The sequence below is a fragment of the Olivibacter sp. CPCC 100613 genome (assembly GCF_036959255.1).
Taxonomy (GTDB): Bacteria; Bacteroidota; Bacteroidia; order Sphingobacteriales; family Sphingobacteriaceae; genus Olivibacter.
Genome location: NZ_JAWMTI010000010.1, coordinates 135,561 through 155,053, shown reverse-complemented (window position 1 = coordinate 155,053; position 19,493 = coordinate 135,561). Strand labels below are relative to the sequence as shown.

Sequence of the window (19,493 nt, the reverse complement as noted above, 5' to 3'; positions counted from 1 at the left end):
GCTTATTTCACTAATTCTCCATGAAGTGCTAAAATAGCGTCAGGCAAACGCACACTGAAATTGGTGAGCAATTGACCGTCCATATCGATAATTCGCTCCTCCTTGCCCGCTTTCGTTAGTCTCACTCCCGGCATTTTTAAAACAGAAGCTTTTCCGCCGAGACTGCTTAATCCAAAATCAAACATTAATATAAGATCAGGATTAACCTTTACCATGGCTTCGGTTGTATAAGGTTTAAAGTCAGAAAACTCTTGAATGGCATTTTCCGCTCCTGCGAGTTTAATAATGGCATCGATGCTGCTGCCTTTCCCCGCTACACTCATGGTACCGGTGCCTCGTGCATAAATAAACAATACTTTTTTCTTCTCTTGTTTGGCTGTTTTCACTTTCGCGATAGCCACTTGAAGCCGTTCGTCCGTTCGTTCTGCTAACATTTTACCCTTATCCGGTACACCTATCGCCTTAGCTACTGCTTGGATAAAAGCTATCGCACCTGATAAGCTATAGTGCTGATCAATAATAACCAAACGGATCCCCGAAGCCTTTAATTGATATTGTAGCTCCTTGTTTATGTGTCCCTCAGGCGCAAGGACTAGATCCGGTGCGAAGGATATTAATCCTTCCGCAGAGACAGACCGGTTGCGACTGACTTTCGGTAGTTGCTTAACATATAGAGGATATATACTAGTTACGTCCGTTGCTACAATTTTATTTCCAAAACCGAGGGCATCTACAGTCTCTGTTAACGCGCCACTCAGTGTTATAATTCTGTTAGGGGATGCAAAGCAGCAACTGATTATTAACCACCCCAACGCTGCCAAAAAAAAACTTCTCTTCATAAATATGATACGCAAACTATCGTGCAAAACAAAGCTTATTTAGAATAATTACAAAATACTACCGCTTAATTTTCAGCACTTTCTTGGTTATATGGCGGAATTCATACAAAATAAGACGTTTCGCATACAACCTTTTTGGGAGATTATCTCAACATTTGTATCATTATTTAGAATGATTAAAAATAATATCTTAATGAATGCTTAAACTTTACGTGCTCATGCTTTGCTTATTTCCCATAGTCGTATGCAGTCAAACCAAAGGAACTTTGCGGGGAACGGTTTATAGCGAAGAAGGCCAAGCCATTACCGCGAACATAAGCCTGCATCCAGATAATCATTTTGTAGTGGCCGAAAGTGATGGATCCTTCAAAATCAATAATTTATTTGAAGGGACTTACACGCTCATAGTTAACCATCTTGGCTATCAAACATATGAACAAGCGATAGAAGTAACAGCGGGCCAAACGACACGAGTCGAAATCAAACTGATACGAAATTCCCATGCTTTACACGAAGTGGCGATTAATGACAAACGTATTCAAGATGACAACCTTATCTCCGTAACGAACGCAGCCATGCCTGTTTCCATAATAACACGTAAACAGCTTGAGTTAATGGGAAGCCGACGGTTGGATGAGGTGCTAAAAGAACAAACAGGCATCGCTATTGTCAATAACATTGCCGGAGGAAATCGTTCAGTGGGGGTTCAGCTTCAGGGTTTTTCTTCCGAGTATGTGATGGTTTTAATTGACGGTCAACCCATGGTTGGACGCAATGGCGGAAGCTTCGATTTATCACGTATCAGTGTGACAAATATTGAACGCATTGAAATCATCAAAGGTGCTGCTTCCTGTCTTTTCGGAAGTGAAGCCATGGGAGGTGCCATTAATATCGTCACCCGTCATGGTGCCTTGCAAGCTCAAGGCCTGGCATCTGTCCGTTATGGATCGCTCCATATTTTAGATGCTACTTTAGAAGGTGAAACTCCTTTTGCTTCCAATCGGGGGGAGGCGAACCTTTCTGCAAACTTTTACCGTAGTGACGGGTTCAACGTCAATAACCGGTATCAGACAAGTGGCACTACAGTACCTCCATCAGACAATTATACCCTACAGGGGCGCGGCCGCTATCGTTTAAGTAAAAATACCACCCTGGGGGTAAGCGGACGTTACGGACTACGAAGATCGATAATGACACGTGGTTATAGTAATGATGTTTATAAAGACCATATGGATGAGGGAGATGTAAACGCGGGTGCGTATATAAATACTACCTACAATAATGGACTGCAATCGCTCAGCCGCTTTTATTTTACGCATTATACTTGGAATTCAAAAATTGAATGGGACAATGGCGCTCTTGGTGAGCAAAGCAATTTTTTACAGTCCATCTTTCGATTAGAGCAGCAATTTGCTTACAATCGGATTAGCGATTTATCCTTAACGGGTGGATTTGGTGGTGCGTTGGAGACGATGGATGACCAAGCACTTGGAGGCGTTCCTTCAATGAAAAACGGATTTGTATACGGCCAAGCTGAATGGCGATTGAATACTAAACTACAATTATTGGGAGGTGGCCGGTATGATTATCATGCGAATTATGGGGGACGTTTTAATCCCAATCTAGGTCTTACTTATATCCCGATTAGCTTTTTAGCTCTTAAAGCAGCATTTGGTACCGGCTTTAAAACACCCGACTTTCGGCAACGTTTTCAGGTTTTTACGAATCCCTTGGTTGGGTATACGGTGTTAGGAGCAGACATCGCCAGAACACGACTACTGGCTATGCAAGAAGCTGGGCAGCTGAGTGAACTACGGAATTATACCTTTAATAAATTACAGCAAGAGGGTTTGCAGGCGGAACAAAGCAATACTTTCAATTTAACGGCTACAGTAACCCCTTCCAATAGCTGGCAAGTAGAGTTCAGTGCTTTTTATCACCATATTAAGAACCAGATTAACAGTTTTCAAGTAGCGACAGCAACCGATGGGCAGATGATTTATTCCTATCTAAATCTTCCGAAAGTAAATAATAAAGGTTTAGAGGCTTCATTTTCCTATAAGCCTTTACCGGACTTCAATCTTTCGATTGGTTATCAGTACTTGATTTCGAAAGATCAGAGTGTAAAAGACAGCATTCTGGCGGGTAATTGGCCCTATTACAATCTTCGCAATCCGGCAACAGGTGAAACTTTTCGATCGGAGCCTTCAGACTACTGGGGATTGGAAAATCGCTCGCGGCACATGGCCAATCTTCGTTTCTTCTATAATTATAGTCCATGGGATTTAGGACTCACCTTTAGGGTAAACTATCGCGGCAAATACCCCTTTGAAGATGCCAACGGAAACTACTATATAGACCGATATGACACTTTTGTAAACGGCTTCTTTCTATTCAATGCTTCGATAGAGAAAAAGCTATTTAAAAAGCATTTGGCCTTGCAGGTTACTGCCGAAAATATAGCTGATTACACTGATTATCTCATGCCTGGGCAGTTGGGGCGTGTAATATTAACGGGAATAACCTATCGCTTCTTTAAAGACTGAAATGGAAATGATGAATGTTGAATGATGAACGATGAATGATGAACGATGAGTTATGAATAACTAACACTTAATGATTAAATAATAACATGGTAAACTCCATCTGATGGATGGATAAAAATTATTTACAGATGAAAACAAGAAGATCAAGATGTTGCTGGCTGCGATATTTAAACTGGCTGTTTGATGCAGATAGAAGGTTATTTCTAGGTCTTGCCGTTAGCACATTGCTGGTAATTGGATGCAGCAAAAAAGAGAGCGAAATAACACCAGGTTATGAGGATGGTAAGAGTATCGTCATACAGGATTTGGCTGGAGATACAGATGCTTCGATGTCCGATGGGGTAGACGGAAAAGAAAAACGTCCATTTTATATCTTTTTATACCGTTTCAGTGACAAAAGGCAAATCTGGATTCGTAACGCCGCTGATTCTGCCAAGTATTTAAGAACAACGGAATGGGATTTAGCTTTTACAGGACCCTATAACAGTGAAATTTATGTAAACAACGGTCATGACGAACTTAACCCCGGTTTTGGAAGCCCTGCTACACAAACGGCTGTTGTAAAGTATGACAGACCCTACACTTCTTTAAACGAAGCCCCATCTGATGATGTATTTAGTCAAAGCGAAGTCAGTAAAATAGGTTGGGCATCCGGAGAAAACTCGAATGGTTGGTTCCATTACAGTTTAAATACACATCTAGTAATCCCTATTAAAAACAGGGTATATGCTATCCGCCTTGCTGATGGTAAATACGCCAAACTGGAGCTCATCAATGTATACAAAGGTAATCCGCCAACGGTAACGGACCTTAATTGGCCTGCACCTTACTTTACCTTCCGGTATTTCGTGCAACAGGATGGCAGTAGAAATCTTAACACGCAATAACCGGTAAAGTAATGAATTTAATCATCTTAATAATAGAATAAAATGAATACAATAAGCAATCAAATCAAACGCATTACAGACATAAAAACAGCTATAGTTTTATGTTGTTGGATGCTTGTTCTTTTTACTGCGGCCTGTTCGGATAAAAACGACGATCTGCGACCCGAGGAAGAAGTACCTGAAGAAACCGGTTCCAAAGTGCCTTACTATACCTTGCAAAGGGTAGAAAACTTAGCCGTGGAAACGGATGATGAAAACCCAATAGAAGAAAAAAGCGCCGTGCTTTTTAGCCTTGAATACAAAAAGGAGCAGCCCTTAAATTATGCTAAAACAAGCTTTTGGGATATTTCTTTTACCGGTCTTTACAATAGTTTTTTAGCTGGAAACAATGCAGCGGATAATAACAATTTCGGTTTCCAGGGACCAGGGAAGGGGGGGATAACCATTGTGGAAAAAGCCTTTGATGAGGTTGTGGAGATACCTACGGAGGAAGTATTTAAAACAGGTGCAGGCATAGTGGGTACAGATGATAATGGTGCCTTCGGCGAAGGAATCGGCTGGTACCTATATGATTTTGGAGGAACACTTGTTAGCGATGGAAGTGAAGATAAGCAACACGTAGCTTACGCACTAGGAGAGCCCATTACTATAAAGACCAATGGCACGACCAAGAATATCCCGGCTCGTACAATTATCGTGCGTACAGCGAAAGGTGATTATGTAAAGATTAAAATGATTAGCTGTTATAAAGATGCCTTTACACGGGACAAAATGTTTAAAGATACGCCTCATATGTTCTTCACTTTTGAATATGTAATTGTACCTGCCGGCAGCACCGAATTTGAAATCCGATAACTCTATTAAACGAATGAAAAATAGATACCTATTCTTATTGCTCTTGTTCATAGCCATCGGTTTCCATTCCTGTACAAAAACAGAACATTTTGAGGTGATTGCACCAAACAGGATGATAGAATACAAAGTGGTTAATCTACAAGATACGGTCATATACGGAGCCATTGACAATGAAAATAATACCATCACCGTATATGTGCCTTTTTACTTGGGTATGGCTGTTATTCAACCCGAAATAACCGTAGAAACCGGAGCCGCTCTTGAAACGGAAGTGCTTCCGGTAGAATTGGACAATACTGTGCAAAGTTATAAAGTGCGGGGAGCAGACGGAAGCAGTCGCATTTATCAACTGCATATTATCCAGCAAAACACCCCGTTTTTGTCTTTAGTCTGGTCAACTGGACAACCGACCGCTGCTCCGGGTAATCAGATCGTACAAATGGGGCCTTATGATGCACCATTCTTCGCCAGTTTATATGGCGACTTTCAATCAACTAACACGTCCACGTTGACTTTTGCCTTAATTAATAAAGTTACGGGAGATACTATACGCCCAAGTCTGGCAACAGCAGAAATAATGGCCAATAATAGTTCTTCTTTGCCGCTGATAGCTGACTATTTATTGAATGGCATTACAGTTCCTGACGATGTCGACAGTGGTTACTATGATGTAGAAGTGGGTTTTTTAGGGCATAAAGAATTAGCTCCTGCACCCTTACACGTACAATACCATGCCCCTATATTTGCACCGCTTTGGAGTGCCAAGGTTGCTACACCTGGGGGTGAGATCAACTTTGCGGCCGCTACCGCTCCCTTTCAATATCTATTTATTGATCCAAAATCGGCTACAACAATACTGGATGGAAAAACCTTTGAATTTGCGATTCAAAGCAGTAGCACGAAAAGAAACCTGGTCCTAAAAGTACCGGAGGATTTTCCAAGAGGCGAACACGGTGTTGTGCCGTTTACCTTTCAGTTTGGTGAGTGGTCGGTGATCGAACTGAATGTCCCCCTTACCATTAATGCCCGGTAAATGAAAATAATGATTCATCTATAAAAATATAAGAGCCTAAAGATGAACACAGCACAAATAAATTAAAAATAATAATAAAGATTTTATGAAAACAAAAACAATAAGTAACCTGACAAAAGGTTTATGCCTTGGTATACTAGCATTTATAGCTGTTTCTTGCGACAAGAAGAATGATGATGCTGCAAATTTAAGCCTTAATAATGAAACGGCCGATGTCAGTCCCGTCAATTCAACGGTAGTAACCGGTAATTACGGTAATCCTGCTTCCGGACCGAGTTCGTTTGGAACCGTTTATTTGAACTTGGCAACAGGGACTACAAATACTACCGGAACGGGTACTTGGCATGTGCGTTTTTCAGGAACAAACAACCTGACGATTAATCCTGCGTCCGGTTATACGCTAAAATATACGCCGGGTTATACCAGTAGTTTAGCTACCATTAATTTGGATAACTATGACGATGCCACAACAGCAAGCTCTTTAGGTTTAAATACGGCTGGCACAGGCGCGGAAAATGGGTGGTTGAATTACAATATTACAACCCATACCGTAAGCAAAGTAAATAACTTTGTAATGTATGTAAGTAATGGTACAAACACCTACGCCTTTCAAGCAACGAACGCTGTTGGTGAGGGAAATGACACAGGTAATAGGGGCGTATATACCTTTAGTTATGGCCCCGTAATTAACTAAGATCAGAATAATTCTTTAGGCTCTTATCCCGTAGCTCATAGGCTACGGGACTTCAAACCCGAACAGCCCGGTCCATGTAACGATGCCGGCTGGGCTGTTTTTTTCAAAGATACATTATTTAAAAATATTTTAATATAGCGATATGCGCTGTCTTATTCGAACGAAACGGTTTAACACAATGAAAGCAACCTCTACTTTTGCCCAGCCAATGCTTATTTGGCTTTCGATAATAGCTCTTATTGGAATAAGTTCCTGCAAAAAGGAATATGAAGATTATCCTTATCACACGATTGAAAAATTTACAGTGACTGATGAGGTGGGCAATAATTTGGAAGCCGCTTTGGTAGGCGACAGTATTTGGATTTATTGGCCTCCATTTCAAGCAGTACCCGATAGCATCAGTCCAGTGATCAGTATCTCCAAAAATGCTACCATTAGTCCTGCTTCGGGTGCAAAAGTAGCCTTTAATACAGGGACCATGTACACGGTAACCTCGGAAAGTGGTCTATCCAAAACCTATTACCTAAAGGCGGCAGTTAATGAACCAATAGTGGCGATTACAAGCAATCCGAGGAATATTTCTCTAGGAGGTGTACTTAGCTTTAGAGGACAATATTTTAGTACCGATACCAATCGAATAGCCATCAATCTGATCGATAAAGATAATCATGTAATTCCGCTAAAGTTAAAGCCGGAAAATTTAAGTTCGGTATTTGTGGAAGTACCATTGCCTATAGATGGATCGGTATTACCTGATGAAGCGTATTCAATTCAATTTATTTCGGGTACACAAACGTTTCTTTACGGACCTTTTCAGTCCAGAGCTCGAGGTTCGGGACTTTCCAGCATTGGCTACAAACTTGATCAGGAAGGTACGAGTATCAAAAGAGGTGCAACTATTAGTTTTAGCTACGAAGCTTCTTATCTTGATAAGCACTATTTTAATTATAAAGGAGATCTTCAACTATATGTTTTGGATGAAGAAACTAATTCGCAAATTCCTTTCAATGCCACATTACTAAGCGTGACGGATACAAAGTTAACCTATCAAATAGGGGAGGATGCTCCTTTGGGAAAAATAACAACATGCATTGGTTACGGACAATTAGTAAGCAACGGTGCTTCAGCTGTCAGGTTTTCAGTTTCTTATTTAACACCTTATACTACGCGTATTATAGAGTAATAGACAATTTTCGGATGACATATTGGCTACATAAGCGTATTTATAATAGATGGAGACTTTCTGATGCTCTTTGGCTATTTTGTGTCCTATGTTTTTTATTGCCATCCTGCCAAAGAGAGGAACCAGTACCGGTTGATGAAATGATGTCTCCCGCAACAGGTACCCGCATGGAGTTCACATTGGATTCGATTTTTCTTTATGCAAAGCAGGTCTATCTATGGGGCGACGTTTTGCCCACTTATACTGAATTTAATCCAAGAACACGCTATGGATCTGTTAAACCTGAATTAAGCGCTTATAAAACGGAGCTGTATGATATTTCACAGCTAAATATCAACCTGCAAACCGGCAATCCTTATGAGTCGCCGGTATATGCAGGTAGTCCCAAATACTCTTATTTAGAACAAGGAAGTGTCAGTATTCCTACCATGGAAAAGGCAACCCTTTCAGATACTTCATCCGATGTAATTCCAGTATATAAGCTTATTAAAAATGATAACAAGAAAATAGCTTATATTTCTTTAACATCTTTTCCGGAACTTATAGCTATTAAAGAACAGTTGGATGCTATTTTCCATTCATTTGCCAAGGCTGAAGTTACGGACATTATTGTTGATCTTCGATCAAATGGCGGTGGTTATGTCGGAACGGCCGAGTACGTAGCTAATTTAATCGCATCCTCTGGTTTGACAGGCAAGGTTATGTATACGGAAGCGTTTAATTCCTTGATGCAAGAAGGGAAGGCGACACTACTGAAAAATCAATTGTATCGGGATGCAAATGGTAACACCATAAACTATCGCGGGCGCTTAGCCACCATGGCCGACGTCAATTTTAGTAAAAAAGCCAATACAGTCTTATTTGAAAAAAAGGGAATCTTAGAAACCGTCAAGCAGATCTATTTTATTGTTTCGGGCCATACAGCTTCTGCAAGTGAGTTGCTGATCAGCTGTATGAAGCCTTATTTCGATGTAAAACTAGTAGGCGAGAGGACATATGGCAAACCCGTCGGATTCTTTGGCATCCATATAGATACTTACACTTTATACCTGAGCAGTTTTATTCTACAGAACGCAGCAGGTTGGTATGATTATTTTGAAGGTATGCAGCCGGACCGGCAGACCGTACTTTCCACGCAAGCTACTTTAGGCGATCTTCAAGAAATGGGATTGCATACCGCACTCAACTTGATAAATGACACAGATGCTACAGGTGGTCGCCCCAACCAACAGGCTTCAATACCTTCCCGGAAATCGATAAAAAAACAAAACATTCCATTAACAGGTGGATCTTCCGCCAGCGGTTATTTCCCAATATATAAACAGCATTTTAAGCTGAAATAGTTATGCTTGCTTAATCCAAAGATCTATTTTATGAAAACATCCCCGGAAACAAAACGACAATGCGAAAAAATTTTTAAGGTTTTGGTAAACCATGGCTATATGATTAGTGCGCAGCGGAAAATACTTATAGAAGCACTTTGCGAGCAAAGAAAAATTGATAATATCGAGTCTTTTTGGATGGCCTTACGGGTAAGTCACGGTATTTCTTGGGCAACAGTTTACGCTAATATGAGGCTGTTGATTGACATGGGCTTTGTAATGAAAGATGGGGACAAGTATATCGCGAATGTGTTGAAGTAAACACAACGACGGTTAAGATAGATGCGTGTAAGTTTACAGCAATAGTCGAATGCTTTACAACAGTTTTGACCTAATTTGCAACAAAAGTGGCTGCATTTGTTAGAAAAGCCTTCGTCTTTGTCATCAATTTTCGTTGAGTTACAAAAAACTTAGTTATGTCTATAGCAAAGTTTCGCAAGTTTATTATCGTGTTCCATGAAGCTCCTATAAACATGGTTACCGCTACAACAAACTTACGGATGGTTGCAATAAAATCAGGTGAGCTTATGACAACTTTAGGTAAAGTTGCAACAAATGCAAGTACGTCTACAATAAGAGCAGTACTGTTTACGGTAAAAGTGCGTGCGTTTATAACGAACGTACAAAAACTTACTGCAAAGTTGCCCATAGTTGCTTTAATATTACCTAAAGATATTAAAAACTTACATGAATTTACTTCCGTCTTACTTGAGGTAGTTATAAATTAGCGAAGATCAACGTCTTTTTTCGCTTAAAATCGCAGACCAACCGTCGGCGAAATTGATACAAAATTAAGCGGATTGCATACAGACTTTATTTTTAAATTTTGCAATCTTTGTTAGGCTCGATCGTTTAATTAGTTACTGGTTATCGGTCATATTAATAACAAACAACAAATAACGAATAACAAAATATGCTAAGTACCAAAATAAAAGAGGCTACAAAAGTGCCTCATCAACAATTGGAAGGTGTAGTAGTAAGAAAACTAAAGACTATTAGCAGTGATAAAGATTATGCAGAATTTTTAAAATTTTTCTACATGTATTTTAATGCGGTCGAAAGAGCTATCAAACCTTACATTACTCCCGCTGTTCTATCGGACTACCATGAAAGAAGAAATTCTTCCTTTATAAGAAAGGATATAGAAAGCTTAGGAGAAAATACAGATAACTTACCGGATGTGGAAGTGCTGGCAGTAGGAACAGTTCAAGAGGCTCTTGGTGCGTTGTATGTACTGGAAGGATCCATTATGGGGGGTAGCATTATTGTAAAAATGCTTGAAAAATTAGGTATAACAAAAGGCTTGTCTTTCTTTTCCGGTTATGGGGAGCAGACACAAGATAAGTGGCGTATTTTTATAAACATTTTAAACGAAAAAGCTGCAACTCCTGAACAAGAAGAGTTAGCGATTAAAGCCGCCTGTCGTACTTTTGAGCTATTTGGAGAAACTTTTAAACGAGAAGAGGTCGCCTAAAGAATAAAAGAACTGTTTAATATAAGAAAAAGGCCGAAAAATGTTTCTTCGGCCTTTTTTAATAAAATAACTATAAAAACTTATTCCGCATTAACAACGGAACTTGCGTTGGATGTTGATTTAGTTTTTCCTCTATTGTCACGTGCCATCCTCGAATATAACGACAATTTTCTATCGAAGATGAATCTTAACAGTAAACGCGTATAGGATTTGTGAGAACCGAGTGAATCATAATAAGGGCCGGCAATCTTCTTGATTTTAGGTAGATTGTTCCACGGAATAGAGGGAAAATCGTGATGCTCATTATGATAGCCTACATTTAAATTGACGACATTTAATACACCATAATAACTTTTTGTTTCCTGATCTTCATCATGCGTTAAAAAGTGTTCTTGAATCCAACGGGCACCAAGCGGGTGAAGTCCGACAGAGAAGAAGAAGCTGGCAACTAAGTAAACTACTGCCTTCCATTGCCAGAAATAGAAGATTAATCCCATGAAAACCAGTTGCACCAGGTAATTTAAGATCACCCATCTATCAAACATTTTGATTTCCTTACTCATTCGTCCCAATCGAGATGCTTGTACTAAGGGGTATAATAATAGCCATAGCGCCTTTCCGAAGGTAGAGTTATTGACTAACCTCGCCTCCCACTCACTAGGCATATCGGCGTCCAATTCTTCAATACCTTGAAATGCATGGTGCTTTAGATGATATTTCTGAAAGGATACCGAACTGGGGAATACCAAAGGTAAGTTTGCAAAAATACCCGACAGTGTATTGAGCACCCTGTTCTTGAAAATTAAATTATGAGAACATTCGTGAATGCAAATGAACAAGGTATGACATGCAAAGGCGCCGATTAAATAAGCACATGGGAAAATAAACCACCAGGATTCATCATATAGAATCCAGGACATGGCAATTTGTATCCCTACACAAAGTGTTATAACAAAAAATGTATAGGGGTTTCTGCCGATTAGGTGCCGAATTTCAGGATGATTAGAGATGATTTCTTTGGTTCTAAGTTTATGTGGTTCACACTTTTCCGACCAACTAAAGCTCTTTTTCTTACTCATTTATAGAAGTTAGGGTTTTGTTCTTAATAACGTGTAAGATATCTCAAAAGTATCGCAATTGCAATTTTTTTGTAAAAATTTGCAAAATTATTTTTCGTTACGGAATTATATACTGCCGCACAACAAGATAATTATTTATTGTTCAACAAATTGGCCTTTTCTTCAGCACTTACATCGCCCTTTTTGTTTCTATTTCTATTACGCAGTATGTAAATGAGACTCGATTTTTGTGGCAATTTAAGTGCAGGTACTACAGCCAACAGAATAATCACCGCGGTAATCAAAAAGCTGTTTTGCAAAGCAAAATGTTCTGCGGCTTGTGTCTGGTATTGATTTTCCAAATATTGATCATAAATAAACGTATGTATAACTGCACTCACGGCTATTCCAATGGAACCTCCTACCTGTAAAAACAAACTATTTAAGGCTGTCGCAGTTTGCGTTTGACTTGGTTTAACGGCATTGAGTAACGCTGTAGAAACGGGTGATACTAATAAACTCATTCCCAGACCTCTTATAGCCATGGTAAAAAGAATGAACCATATGGACGTTCCTATATCAATTCGAGCCAACATAAAAAAAGAAATGGATACGATCACGATACCGGCAATAGATATATTGCGAATCATTCCTTTATCCGCTAATCTTCCCGATAAGGGCCTACTCACCAACATAATCAAGGCATTTGGTAACATGAGCAGACCTGACTCGATTTCGGTATAACCTAATAGACCTTGGAGTAAAAAAGGTAGAAAGAACATTCCGCCATATAATGCCAATGATCGAATAATAGTGATCATGGCAGCAACGTTAAATTGGGCTAATTTAAAAACTTCTAAATCGAGTAATGATTGCGGCTTCTTTGAAGATTTTATAAATAAATACAGCATTAAAAGTGTAATGAAAAAGCCACAGAAAAATGAAAACGATAAAAAGCCTTGTCCACCGATAGTCGATATGGTGTACTGTAAAATGATAATAAAGATTGAAAAGAATATAAATCCTTTAATATCAAATTTGCTCTCTCTGTCTACTTTACGTTTTAAGAAGCTTAAATAGCGTACCGCAAATAAGATCGTTAGGGCTCCGATAGGTATATTGATGTAAAAAATAGATTCCCAGCCGAGGTAATGTGTCAGTACACCTCCGAGCGTCGGCCCTAAGGCCGGCCCCATTACATTGCCCATTCCCCACCAGCCAATCGCAGTACCCCGTTCTTCTTTGGGGAAGGTTTCACTTAAAATGGCGAGCGAGGTGGGGGATAAGGAGCCTCCGCCAATTGCCTGTATCACCCTCGAAATAACCAACATATCCAGACTGATCGAGAGGCTACATAATAAGGAGCCAACGGTGAAGATGATAATGCTTCCGAGAAACAAATAATAGTACCCGAAACGTTTTTTTAACCAATTTGTTAATGGGATGAAAAGTGAAAATGAAATCATATAGGCCGTGATTACCCATTCGATCTGATTGAGATCAACTCCGAAATCATTTCGCATTACCGGCAGAGAAACGTTAACGATGCTGCTATCAATGGCGGCCATGGATGTAGCCATCATTAACGTAACGAGCACTAGAGACTTGTTTACTAACATGTTTTGCAAAGATACTCAAATCGTATGCAATCTCTTAGTTGATCAGCTTGATATCTCGCGTAAATGGTGTTTTCTTAAATAGATTGATGTAGGGGTTTTATTTTGGAAGAACTTCTTAACAAGTATGAACATCTTGGCTCCTTTAACTGTTACAAGTGAAATTACTTAACTAAACTTATTTTAACGCAAAGACTATGTTTAGAAATTTACTGGACGACTTCTTAGCACCCTGTGATATCCAAATTAACGGCACCCGTCCACATGACTTACAAGTGGTTGATGGCCGATTCTATAAAGAGGTTTTAAAACGAGGATCCCTCGGTTTGGGGGAATCATTCATGCGGGGATGGTGGATTTCAAATGATGTTGAGGAACTTTTATACCGTTTGATTCAAGCAAATGCAAGTGATTACTTTAAAAGAAATCCAAGCATATTTTGGTATTACTTAAAATCAAAGATATTTAATTTGCAAAATAAGACAAGATCAATTGATGTAGCGTTAAAACACTATAATATTGGTAATGAGCTTTATCAATACATGCTTGGTGAAACAATGATGTATTCCTGTGCTTACTGGAAGGATGCAAAAAACCTGGAAGAAGCGCAAGAGGCCAAATTAGATCTTATTTGCAAAAAAATTAACTTATCACCGGGCCAAACTGTTTTGGATATTGGTTGCGGCTGGGGCGGTTTTGCCAAGTTTGCAAGTGAAAATTATGGGGTGGAAGTGACGGGAATCTCTATTTCCGCCGAGCAGGTTGCGTTTGCAAAAAAATGGTGCAAGGGCTTATCAGCGAAATTTAGATTACAAGACTATCGCGATCTAGATGAAAAATTTGATCGTGTAGTTTCCATCGGCATGTTCGAACATGTTGGCTATAAAAACTATGCTATCTTTATGAAAAAAGTACACGAATGTTTAAAAGCAGAAGGGCTCTTCTTGCTACATTGCATTGGTGGAAACGAAACCTCAACGGCTACCGACCCATGGATACATAAGTATATATTTCCAAATGGACTGATACCTTCTCCTAAGCAATTAACTACTGCCATTGAGCCTTACTTTACGTTGGAAGACTGGCACAACTTTGGTCCCGACTATGAACTGACCTTAAATGCCTGGCAGGACAATTTTAAACGCTGTTGGAACCACTTAAAGAACAAGTATGATAAGCTCTTTTATCGTATGTGGTTATATTATTTAAATGTAAGTGCAGCTTCCTTTAAAGCTCGGCACAATAACGTTTGGCAGTTGGTTTTATCAAACAAAGGAATGCTGCCTCACTATTCATCTATACGGTAATTGATTACACCGGTCCCTGATATACGGGGACCGGTGCCAGGGGAATATTAATGTCGGGAAGTGAGTATATAATTCACGATGTCCGCTATCTTCAGATCTATCAATTGATCCAAATCCAAGCTAGAAAGCCAACCGGTAAAATCAATGGCTTCACCGAAATGTAATTTTACTTTCTCCGAAAACGATACAATTTCGATACTGTCCATCTCTAAGTCCTTGGTGAAAGAACTCTCCATAGTAATATCCATTTCTTCCGCAAATTCTTCTCCGATGATATCCGTTATGAACTGCTTCAATAAGCTAAAGATTTCATCACTTTTTAACGTGTTATAATTTTCTACGATGTCCATCCTATGATATAATTTTTATACTTTATTGTCTTAACTTTTATATTTTCAATGATTAATTCCCCGCCCTCTATTAGCGCACTTACTTGATAAGTTTTGGGATTACCCGCCAATCCCTTCCCAATGGATTTTCCATAAGCTTCCTTTGCCACCCAAAAGCGTGTAACCCACTCGTCCCGGTCTTCTTTTCCCTTTAGTAAGAGGCGTTCGTCAGTCGTTAACGCAATTTCTTCGAAACCCGCTCCTCTTGGTTTTATCTCTTCCATATCGATTCCAACAGGATCGCCAAAGCGAGCTATAGCAACAGCTTCGTCATTCTTATGGGCAATGGAGATCTGAATGTCACGCGCTATGGATCCTTGTATCACCGGTTGACCACTGGCGAGTTTGGCAATCGTAAACTCGATAGGATAGTACGCCTCTTTCTTTTCCCTTAAAAGCAGCGACCGAATGGCATCTCTCACTGCTACGCGACTAATCAACCACTTTTTCCGCTTATTAATGGCCAAGGTATTTAGGTAGTTTCGGTCTTCAAATGGTAAATAACGCTTTGCGATGAAATCCCAGGAGATGACCTTTTGGTAAGCCTTGTGAAATTTAAATATTCCCGGATATATTTCGTCTGATAATATATTGAATTCCGGTGACATAGATACTTGCCATAGACGTTCATCGAATTCCAAGCGTATATTTTGCCATCCATTAATAGATGCCCAAACTTTGCCATCTCTTTTTAAGAGAAAATCAGCCGTCGCTGTTTCTTCATTTATTTCCGTAAGCGAACAGGTGCATTCAAATTCTCCATGCTGATCCTTAAAGTCTTCATGGAATATAATTTCTCCGATCTTGATAGGGAATGCCACCTTATTTACTTTTAAGGTTAATTGTAGCCATAATCCAAATAACTGTCCGGCATTATCAAGTAAGGAACCCTTTCCGCCACTGCCAACTATTATTCCCTTTATTCCCTGATCGCCGATCGAGTCGACAGATTTTATACCCTGATAGGATGGTCCATGAAACATATGCCGATCGTAGATGTTCGTTGGATTCGTTTGTATATCCAATAGATTGCCAATCGGTAAGGTTTGTACCGACGGTCTATCGAGGTTTTGGGCCAATACAACTTCTGCTTCAGCGTATTTATCAATATGTACCAACCAGGTATGATCGCTTTTCTTTCTTCCAATTATCTTCTCCTGAAAGGGCTTGCTTACATTCATCCATTGAAAAACACGAATTTGTTGAATACGACTCAAATTATGCTGCCCTTGATGATTGAACGCGGCCTCCCCTAATAATTCCAGAATCATCGTCATCGGAATCACAGGATCCATGTCTTCCGGGCAATGCCAACCAGGCTTTTGTTTTACCAACGCATGGTCAATGAGATAAGAATGTTGATCTAATGAGATATTTAGAGGCGTTTCAAAATGATCAGCCACAGGGGATACGTTCCTGCCGGTAAGAAAATGCTGTTGCGTTGAATTTGGAAGCCCTTTGGTTTCGATTAGATCAATCAAGTCCGAATACATATTCACGGCCTCTTCCATATTATCCATGACGGCCATGGCCAGTGGATGCTTAACGGAACGCTTTACGCTTCGGTAACGGAGATCTGTATTCGCTTTCGCAGTTACTGATACCGGAAAATTCCATTTGTTTATCAGTGGTATGCCAAGATTCAACTTAATGGCGTTCTTATTTGGTGATTTTATCTGTAAGCCTAGAAAATTAAAGTCTATCTCCTTACCATCCACATACAATGCAGCAAGAATTCTTCGCAATTGCGATAGACCATTACGATGTGAAGAGGAAGCAGATAATGCATTATATGGATTCCCTTTAAGCGTGTCGTCTACAAAACCAGTTATCCCACCGGCACCGACCTGGATAAAGACGCGCACATTTTCCTCGTGATACAGCTTTTCAATCAGTTCTCTAAATCTAACCGGTTGTATTAAATGTTCAACATTTAGTTGTTTTATTTCCTCTACCGTATCAGGATAGGGGGCAAGATTGGTGGCAGACCAGATGGGGATTTTTACTTTTAGAAAATCGATTTGTTCAATACCTTCCAATATTTGAGGCACTCGGTCTTTAATAAATGGACTATGAAATCCAGATTGAAAGGGTAAAACCTGATGAAAAATTTGTTTCACTTTTAATTCATTAACAAGTTGATCAATCGCCGCATAAGTACCGCAAAGAATTACTTGTTGCGGGCAATTGTCGTTTGCTAAATAGAGTGAAGGTATTCGTGCTAAAAGATCTTTAATGCGTTCGTAACTACAACCGATAGCAATAAATCGAGCGTAGTTTACCTCAAAGAGATGGGGATCGAGTTTTGTTATTAGGTGTTTTACCGACTCACTTGTAACCAAACCCGCCGACATAGCAGCCAACCATTCGCCCATGCTATGTCCCGCATTGACATCAGGCTCGATACCAAGTTTTTTCATAGCCAAATCAATTGTTCGACTATTCTGAAGTTGCTTCAATGCGGAAAGAAAAACGTTTGTCTTCGGCATGGAATCTTCCAACCTGAATTCTTGCTCAATTTTAAAATAGTGGGAAATGGTCTCGGTTTCACCGGACGATAAACCATCTAGACCGGGAAATAAAAAAGCAATTTTCTTTTGACCATGTAATAAAGGCGAGTTCGTATACCATATATCCTGCCTATTGCGCCATGGTTTATCCTTTGTGACAATATTAATTGCTTTTTTTATTCGATCTTCTGTTGGATTAAAAAGAGCTATCCTAAAATCACCATTTCCTATTTCATTGCTTCCACTTTCTAATGCTAAGATTAATTCGTCCCGACTGTCACGTGCCAACAAACGGACTTGATCTTCGGTCACTACTTCAACTTTTTGCGCTATACCCGATGTAAAAGCTTCTAACACCACATGTGCATTGATGCCACCGAAGCCGAAAGCATTTACACCCGCTCTTAGGGGTAAACCGCTGGCAGACCAACTTATGGGCTCTCTCACCGGTTCAAACCGTGTCTCCGCCATGGTGTCGATAGGCGAATCGCAATGAAGAGTAGGAGGAATTACATCCTTATAAAGCGCTAATGCTGTTTTTATGATGCCGGCAATCCCGGCAGCGGGCATTGCGTGTCCGATCATGGATTTTACACTTCCAATTTTTGCTTTATGTCCTTTATTGGCCGAACCAAATACGAGCTTAAGTGTCTCCAACTCCGTACGATCACCAATGGAAGTTGCCGTACCATGGGCTTCTATATATCCAATATCATTGAGTGGTACACCTGCTTGTTGCCAAGCTTGTTCGATAGCCTTTACTTGCCCTTTTGTGGATGGGCTCATAACACTCGTTCCCGAGCCATCACTGCTTATACCTACGCCCTTTATAACACAATAAATTCGATCGCCATCCAGTAAGGCCTTTTCAAGCGTTTTCAAAACTACAAAACCACAACCTTCACCAATAATCAACCCATCTGCATTTTTATCAAATGGTCTACTCTGTTGTCGTTTAGAAAGCGCCCCCAGTTGATGAAATATACTCCAAAAAGTTGCATTTTGACCTACATGTACACCTCCGGCAATCACCATATCGGATCGATTGCTTACTAGTTCGTTTACAGCATGATCTATTGCTAACAAAGAGCTTGCACAGGCCGCATCAACGGTATAAGCGGCTCCTCCAAGGTCAAAACGATTTGCGATCAAGGATGCAACGAGATTGGGAATCAGCCCCATTGCTGTATCAGGAGTAAAACGACCCTTTTTTTTCTGAAATTCTTTTTTTATCCGTTCTAACTCGTCATCTTTCAGATTGGGCATTAATTCCTGTAACACATTCACTAATTGTTCAGCAACATGTACTACCTCAACCGCGCGTGTTGCTCCTGGACCTACATAGTTGCCTTTTCCGATGATGATGGAAGTTTTATCAAGTTTAAATTTTTTTTTCCAAACACCGGCATCTTCCAGTGCTTGATGAACCAATTGCAGCGTCAGTAACTGATCGGGTTCCATACCTTCTACCGCGAGCGGTAGAATTCCGAAAGTAACGGGATCAAAACATGCATAATCATCAATAAATCCACCTTTCGAACAATAGAAACGATCATATGCTCCACTGTCGGGACGGAAATAGCGTTCGTTGATTCTATTCGCAGGTATTGGACCGGTAGCATCTACCTTTTGCAGTATATTATTCCAATAAGAATGAAGATCAGGAGCGCCGGGAAATACAGCAGACATCCCGATAATTGCAATATCTCTTTTATTCATT

Annotated in this window: 16 protein-coding genes; 11 read left to right on the top strand and 5 right to left on the bottom strand. The window is 39.9% G+C overall.

Annotated elements, in window-relative coordinates:
* Positions 1-2 precede the first annotated feature (2 nt).
* A complete protein-coding gene (locus RYH73_RS23410; protein WP_335315919.1) occupies positions 3-839 on the bottom strand; it encodes a heme/hemin ABC transporter substrate-binding protein in 837 nt (278 codons plus the stop codon).
* A 197-nt stretch (positions 840-1,036) separates the two neighbouring features.
* Here RYH73_RS23410 and RYH73_RS23405 point away from each other — a divergent pair, with 197 nt between their 5' ends.
* The 10 genes from RYH73_RS23405 (at position 1,037) to RYH73_RS23360 (ending at position 10,893) form a co-directional block, all read left to right on the top strand.
* Complete coding sequence (locus tag RYH73_RS23405) at positions 1,037-3,385, top strand: TonB-dependent receptor (RefSeq protein WP_335315918.1); 2,349 nt, start codon at positions 1,037-1,039, stop codon at positions 3,383-3,385.
* Between the two features lie 128 nt (positions 3,386-3,513).
* Positions 3,514-4,272, top strand: coding sequence for an HmuY family protein (locus RYH73_RS23400; RefSeq protein ID WP_335315917.1), 759 nt, complete (start codon positions 3,514-3,516; stop codon positions 4,270-4,272).
* Positions 4,273-4,314: 42 nt separating this feature from the next.
* Positions 4,315-5,127: a hypothetical protein gene (locus RYH73_RS23395; RefSeq protein ID WP_335315916.1), complete on the top strand. Its 813-nt coding sequence runs from the start codon at positions 4,315-4,317 to the stop codon at positions 5,125-5,127.
* Between the two features lie 13 nt (positions 5,128-5,140).
* Positions 5,141-6,160 (top strand): hypothetical protein, encoded by a 1,020-nt coding sequence (locus RYH73_RS23390; protein WP_335315915.1) that lies wholly within the window; start codon positions 5,141-5,143, stop codon positions 6,158-6,160.
* Positions 6,161-6,245: 85 nt separating this feature from the next.
* Positions 6,246-6,854 carry a hypothetical protein gene (locus tag RYH73_RS23385; RefSeq protein ID WP_335315914.1) on the top strand — a complete coding sequence of 203 codons (609 nt, stop codon included), beginning with the start codon at positions 6,246-6,248 and terminating at the stop codon, positions 6,852-6,854.
* 178 nt (positions 6,855-7,032) lie between these two features.
* On the top strand, positions 7,033-8,037 hold the full coding sequence (locus RYH73_RS23380; protein ID WP_335315913.1) for a hypothetical protein: 1,005 nt from the start codon (positions 7,033-7,035) through the stop codon (positions 8,035-8,037).
* Positions 8,038-8,051: 14 nt separating this feature from the next.
* Entirely contained in the window at positions 8,052-9,380 is a 1,329-nt protein-coding gene (locus RYH73_RS23375) for a S41 family peptidase (RefSeq protein ID WP_335315912.1), read from the top strand.
* Positions 9,381-9,410: 30 nt separating this feature from the next.
* On the top strand, positions 9,411-9,680 hold the full coding sequence (locus RYH73_RS23370) for a hypothetical protein (RefSeq protein WP_335315911.1): 270 nt from the start codon (positions 9,411-9,413) through the stop codon (positions 9,678-9,680).
* 155 nt (positions 9,681-9,835) lie between these two features.
* Positions 9,836-10,147 (top strand): hypothetical protein, encoded by a 312-nt coding sequence (locus RYH73_RS23365; RefSeq protein ID WP_335315910.1) that lies wholly within the window; start codon positions 9,836-9,838, stop codon positions 10,145-10,147.
* A 185-nt stretch (positions 10,148-10,332) separates the two neighbouring features.
* Positions 10,333-10,893, top strand: a complete 561-nt coding sequence (locus RYH73_RS23360) for a biliverdin-producing heme oxygenase (protein ID WP_335315909.1) — start codon at positions 10,333-10,335, stop codon at positions 10,891-10,893.
* An 80-nt stretch (positions 10,894-10,973) separates the two neighbouring features.
* Here the strand turns inward: RYH73_RS23360 and RYH73_RS23355 are convergent, their stop codons facing one another.
* The gene (locus RYH73_RS23355) at positions 10,974-11,972 is read right to left on the bottom strand and encodes a fatty acid desaturase (protein WP_335315908.1); all 999 of its coding nucleotides are present in this window, start codon (positions 11,970-11,972) and stop codon (positions 10,974-10,976) included.
* Positions 11,973-12,103: 131 nt separating this feature from the next.
* A complete protein-coding gene (locus RYH73_RS23350) occupies positions 12,104-13,570 on the bottom strand; it encodes an MDR family MFS transporter (protein ID WP_335315907.1) in 1,467 nt (488 codons plus the stop codon).
* Positions 13,571-13,764: 194 nt separating this feature from the next.
* Here RYH73_RS23350 and cfa point away from each other — a divergent pair, with 194 nt between their 5' ends.
* Positions 13,765-14,874, top strand: coding sequence for a cyclopropane fatty acyl phospholipid synthase (gene cfa / locus RYH73_RS23345; RefSeq protein WP_335315906.1), 1,110 nt, complete (start codon positions 13,765-13,767; stop codon positions 14,872-14,874).
* A gap of 47 nt (positions 14,875-14,921) precedes the next feature.
* On the opposite strand, the gene RYH73_RS23340 is transcribed toward cfa, so the two are convergent.
* Positions 14,922-15,224, bottom strand: coding sequence for an acyl carrier protein (locus tag RYH73_RS23340; RefSeq protein ID WP_335315905.1), 303 nt, complete (start codon positions 15,222-15,224; stop codon positions 14,922-14,924).
* Complete coding sequence (locus RYH73_RS23335; RefSeq protein ID WP_335315904.1) at positions 15,212-19,492, bottom strand: type I polyketide synthase; 4,281 nt, start codon at positions 19,490-19,492, stop codon at positions 15,212-15,214. Before RYH73_RS23335 ends, RYH73_RS23340 begins: the two co-directional genes overlap by 13 nt.
* Position 19,493: the final 1 nt, after the last annotated feature.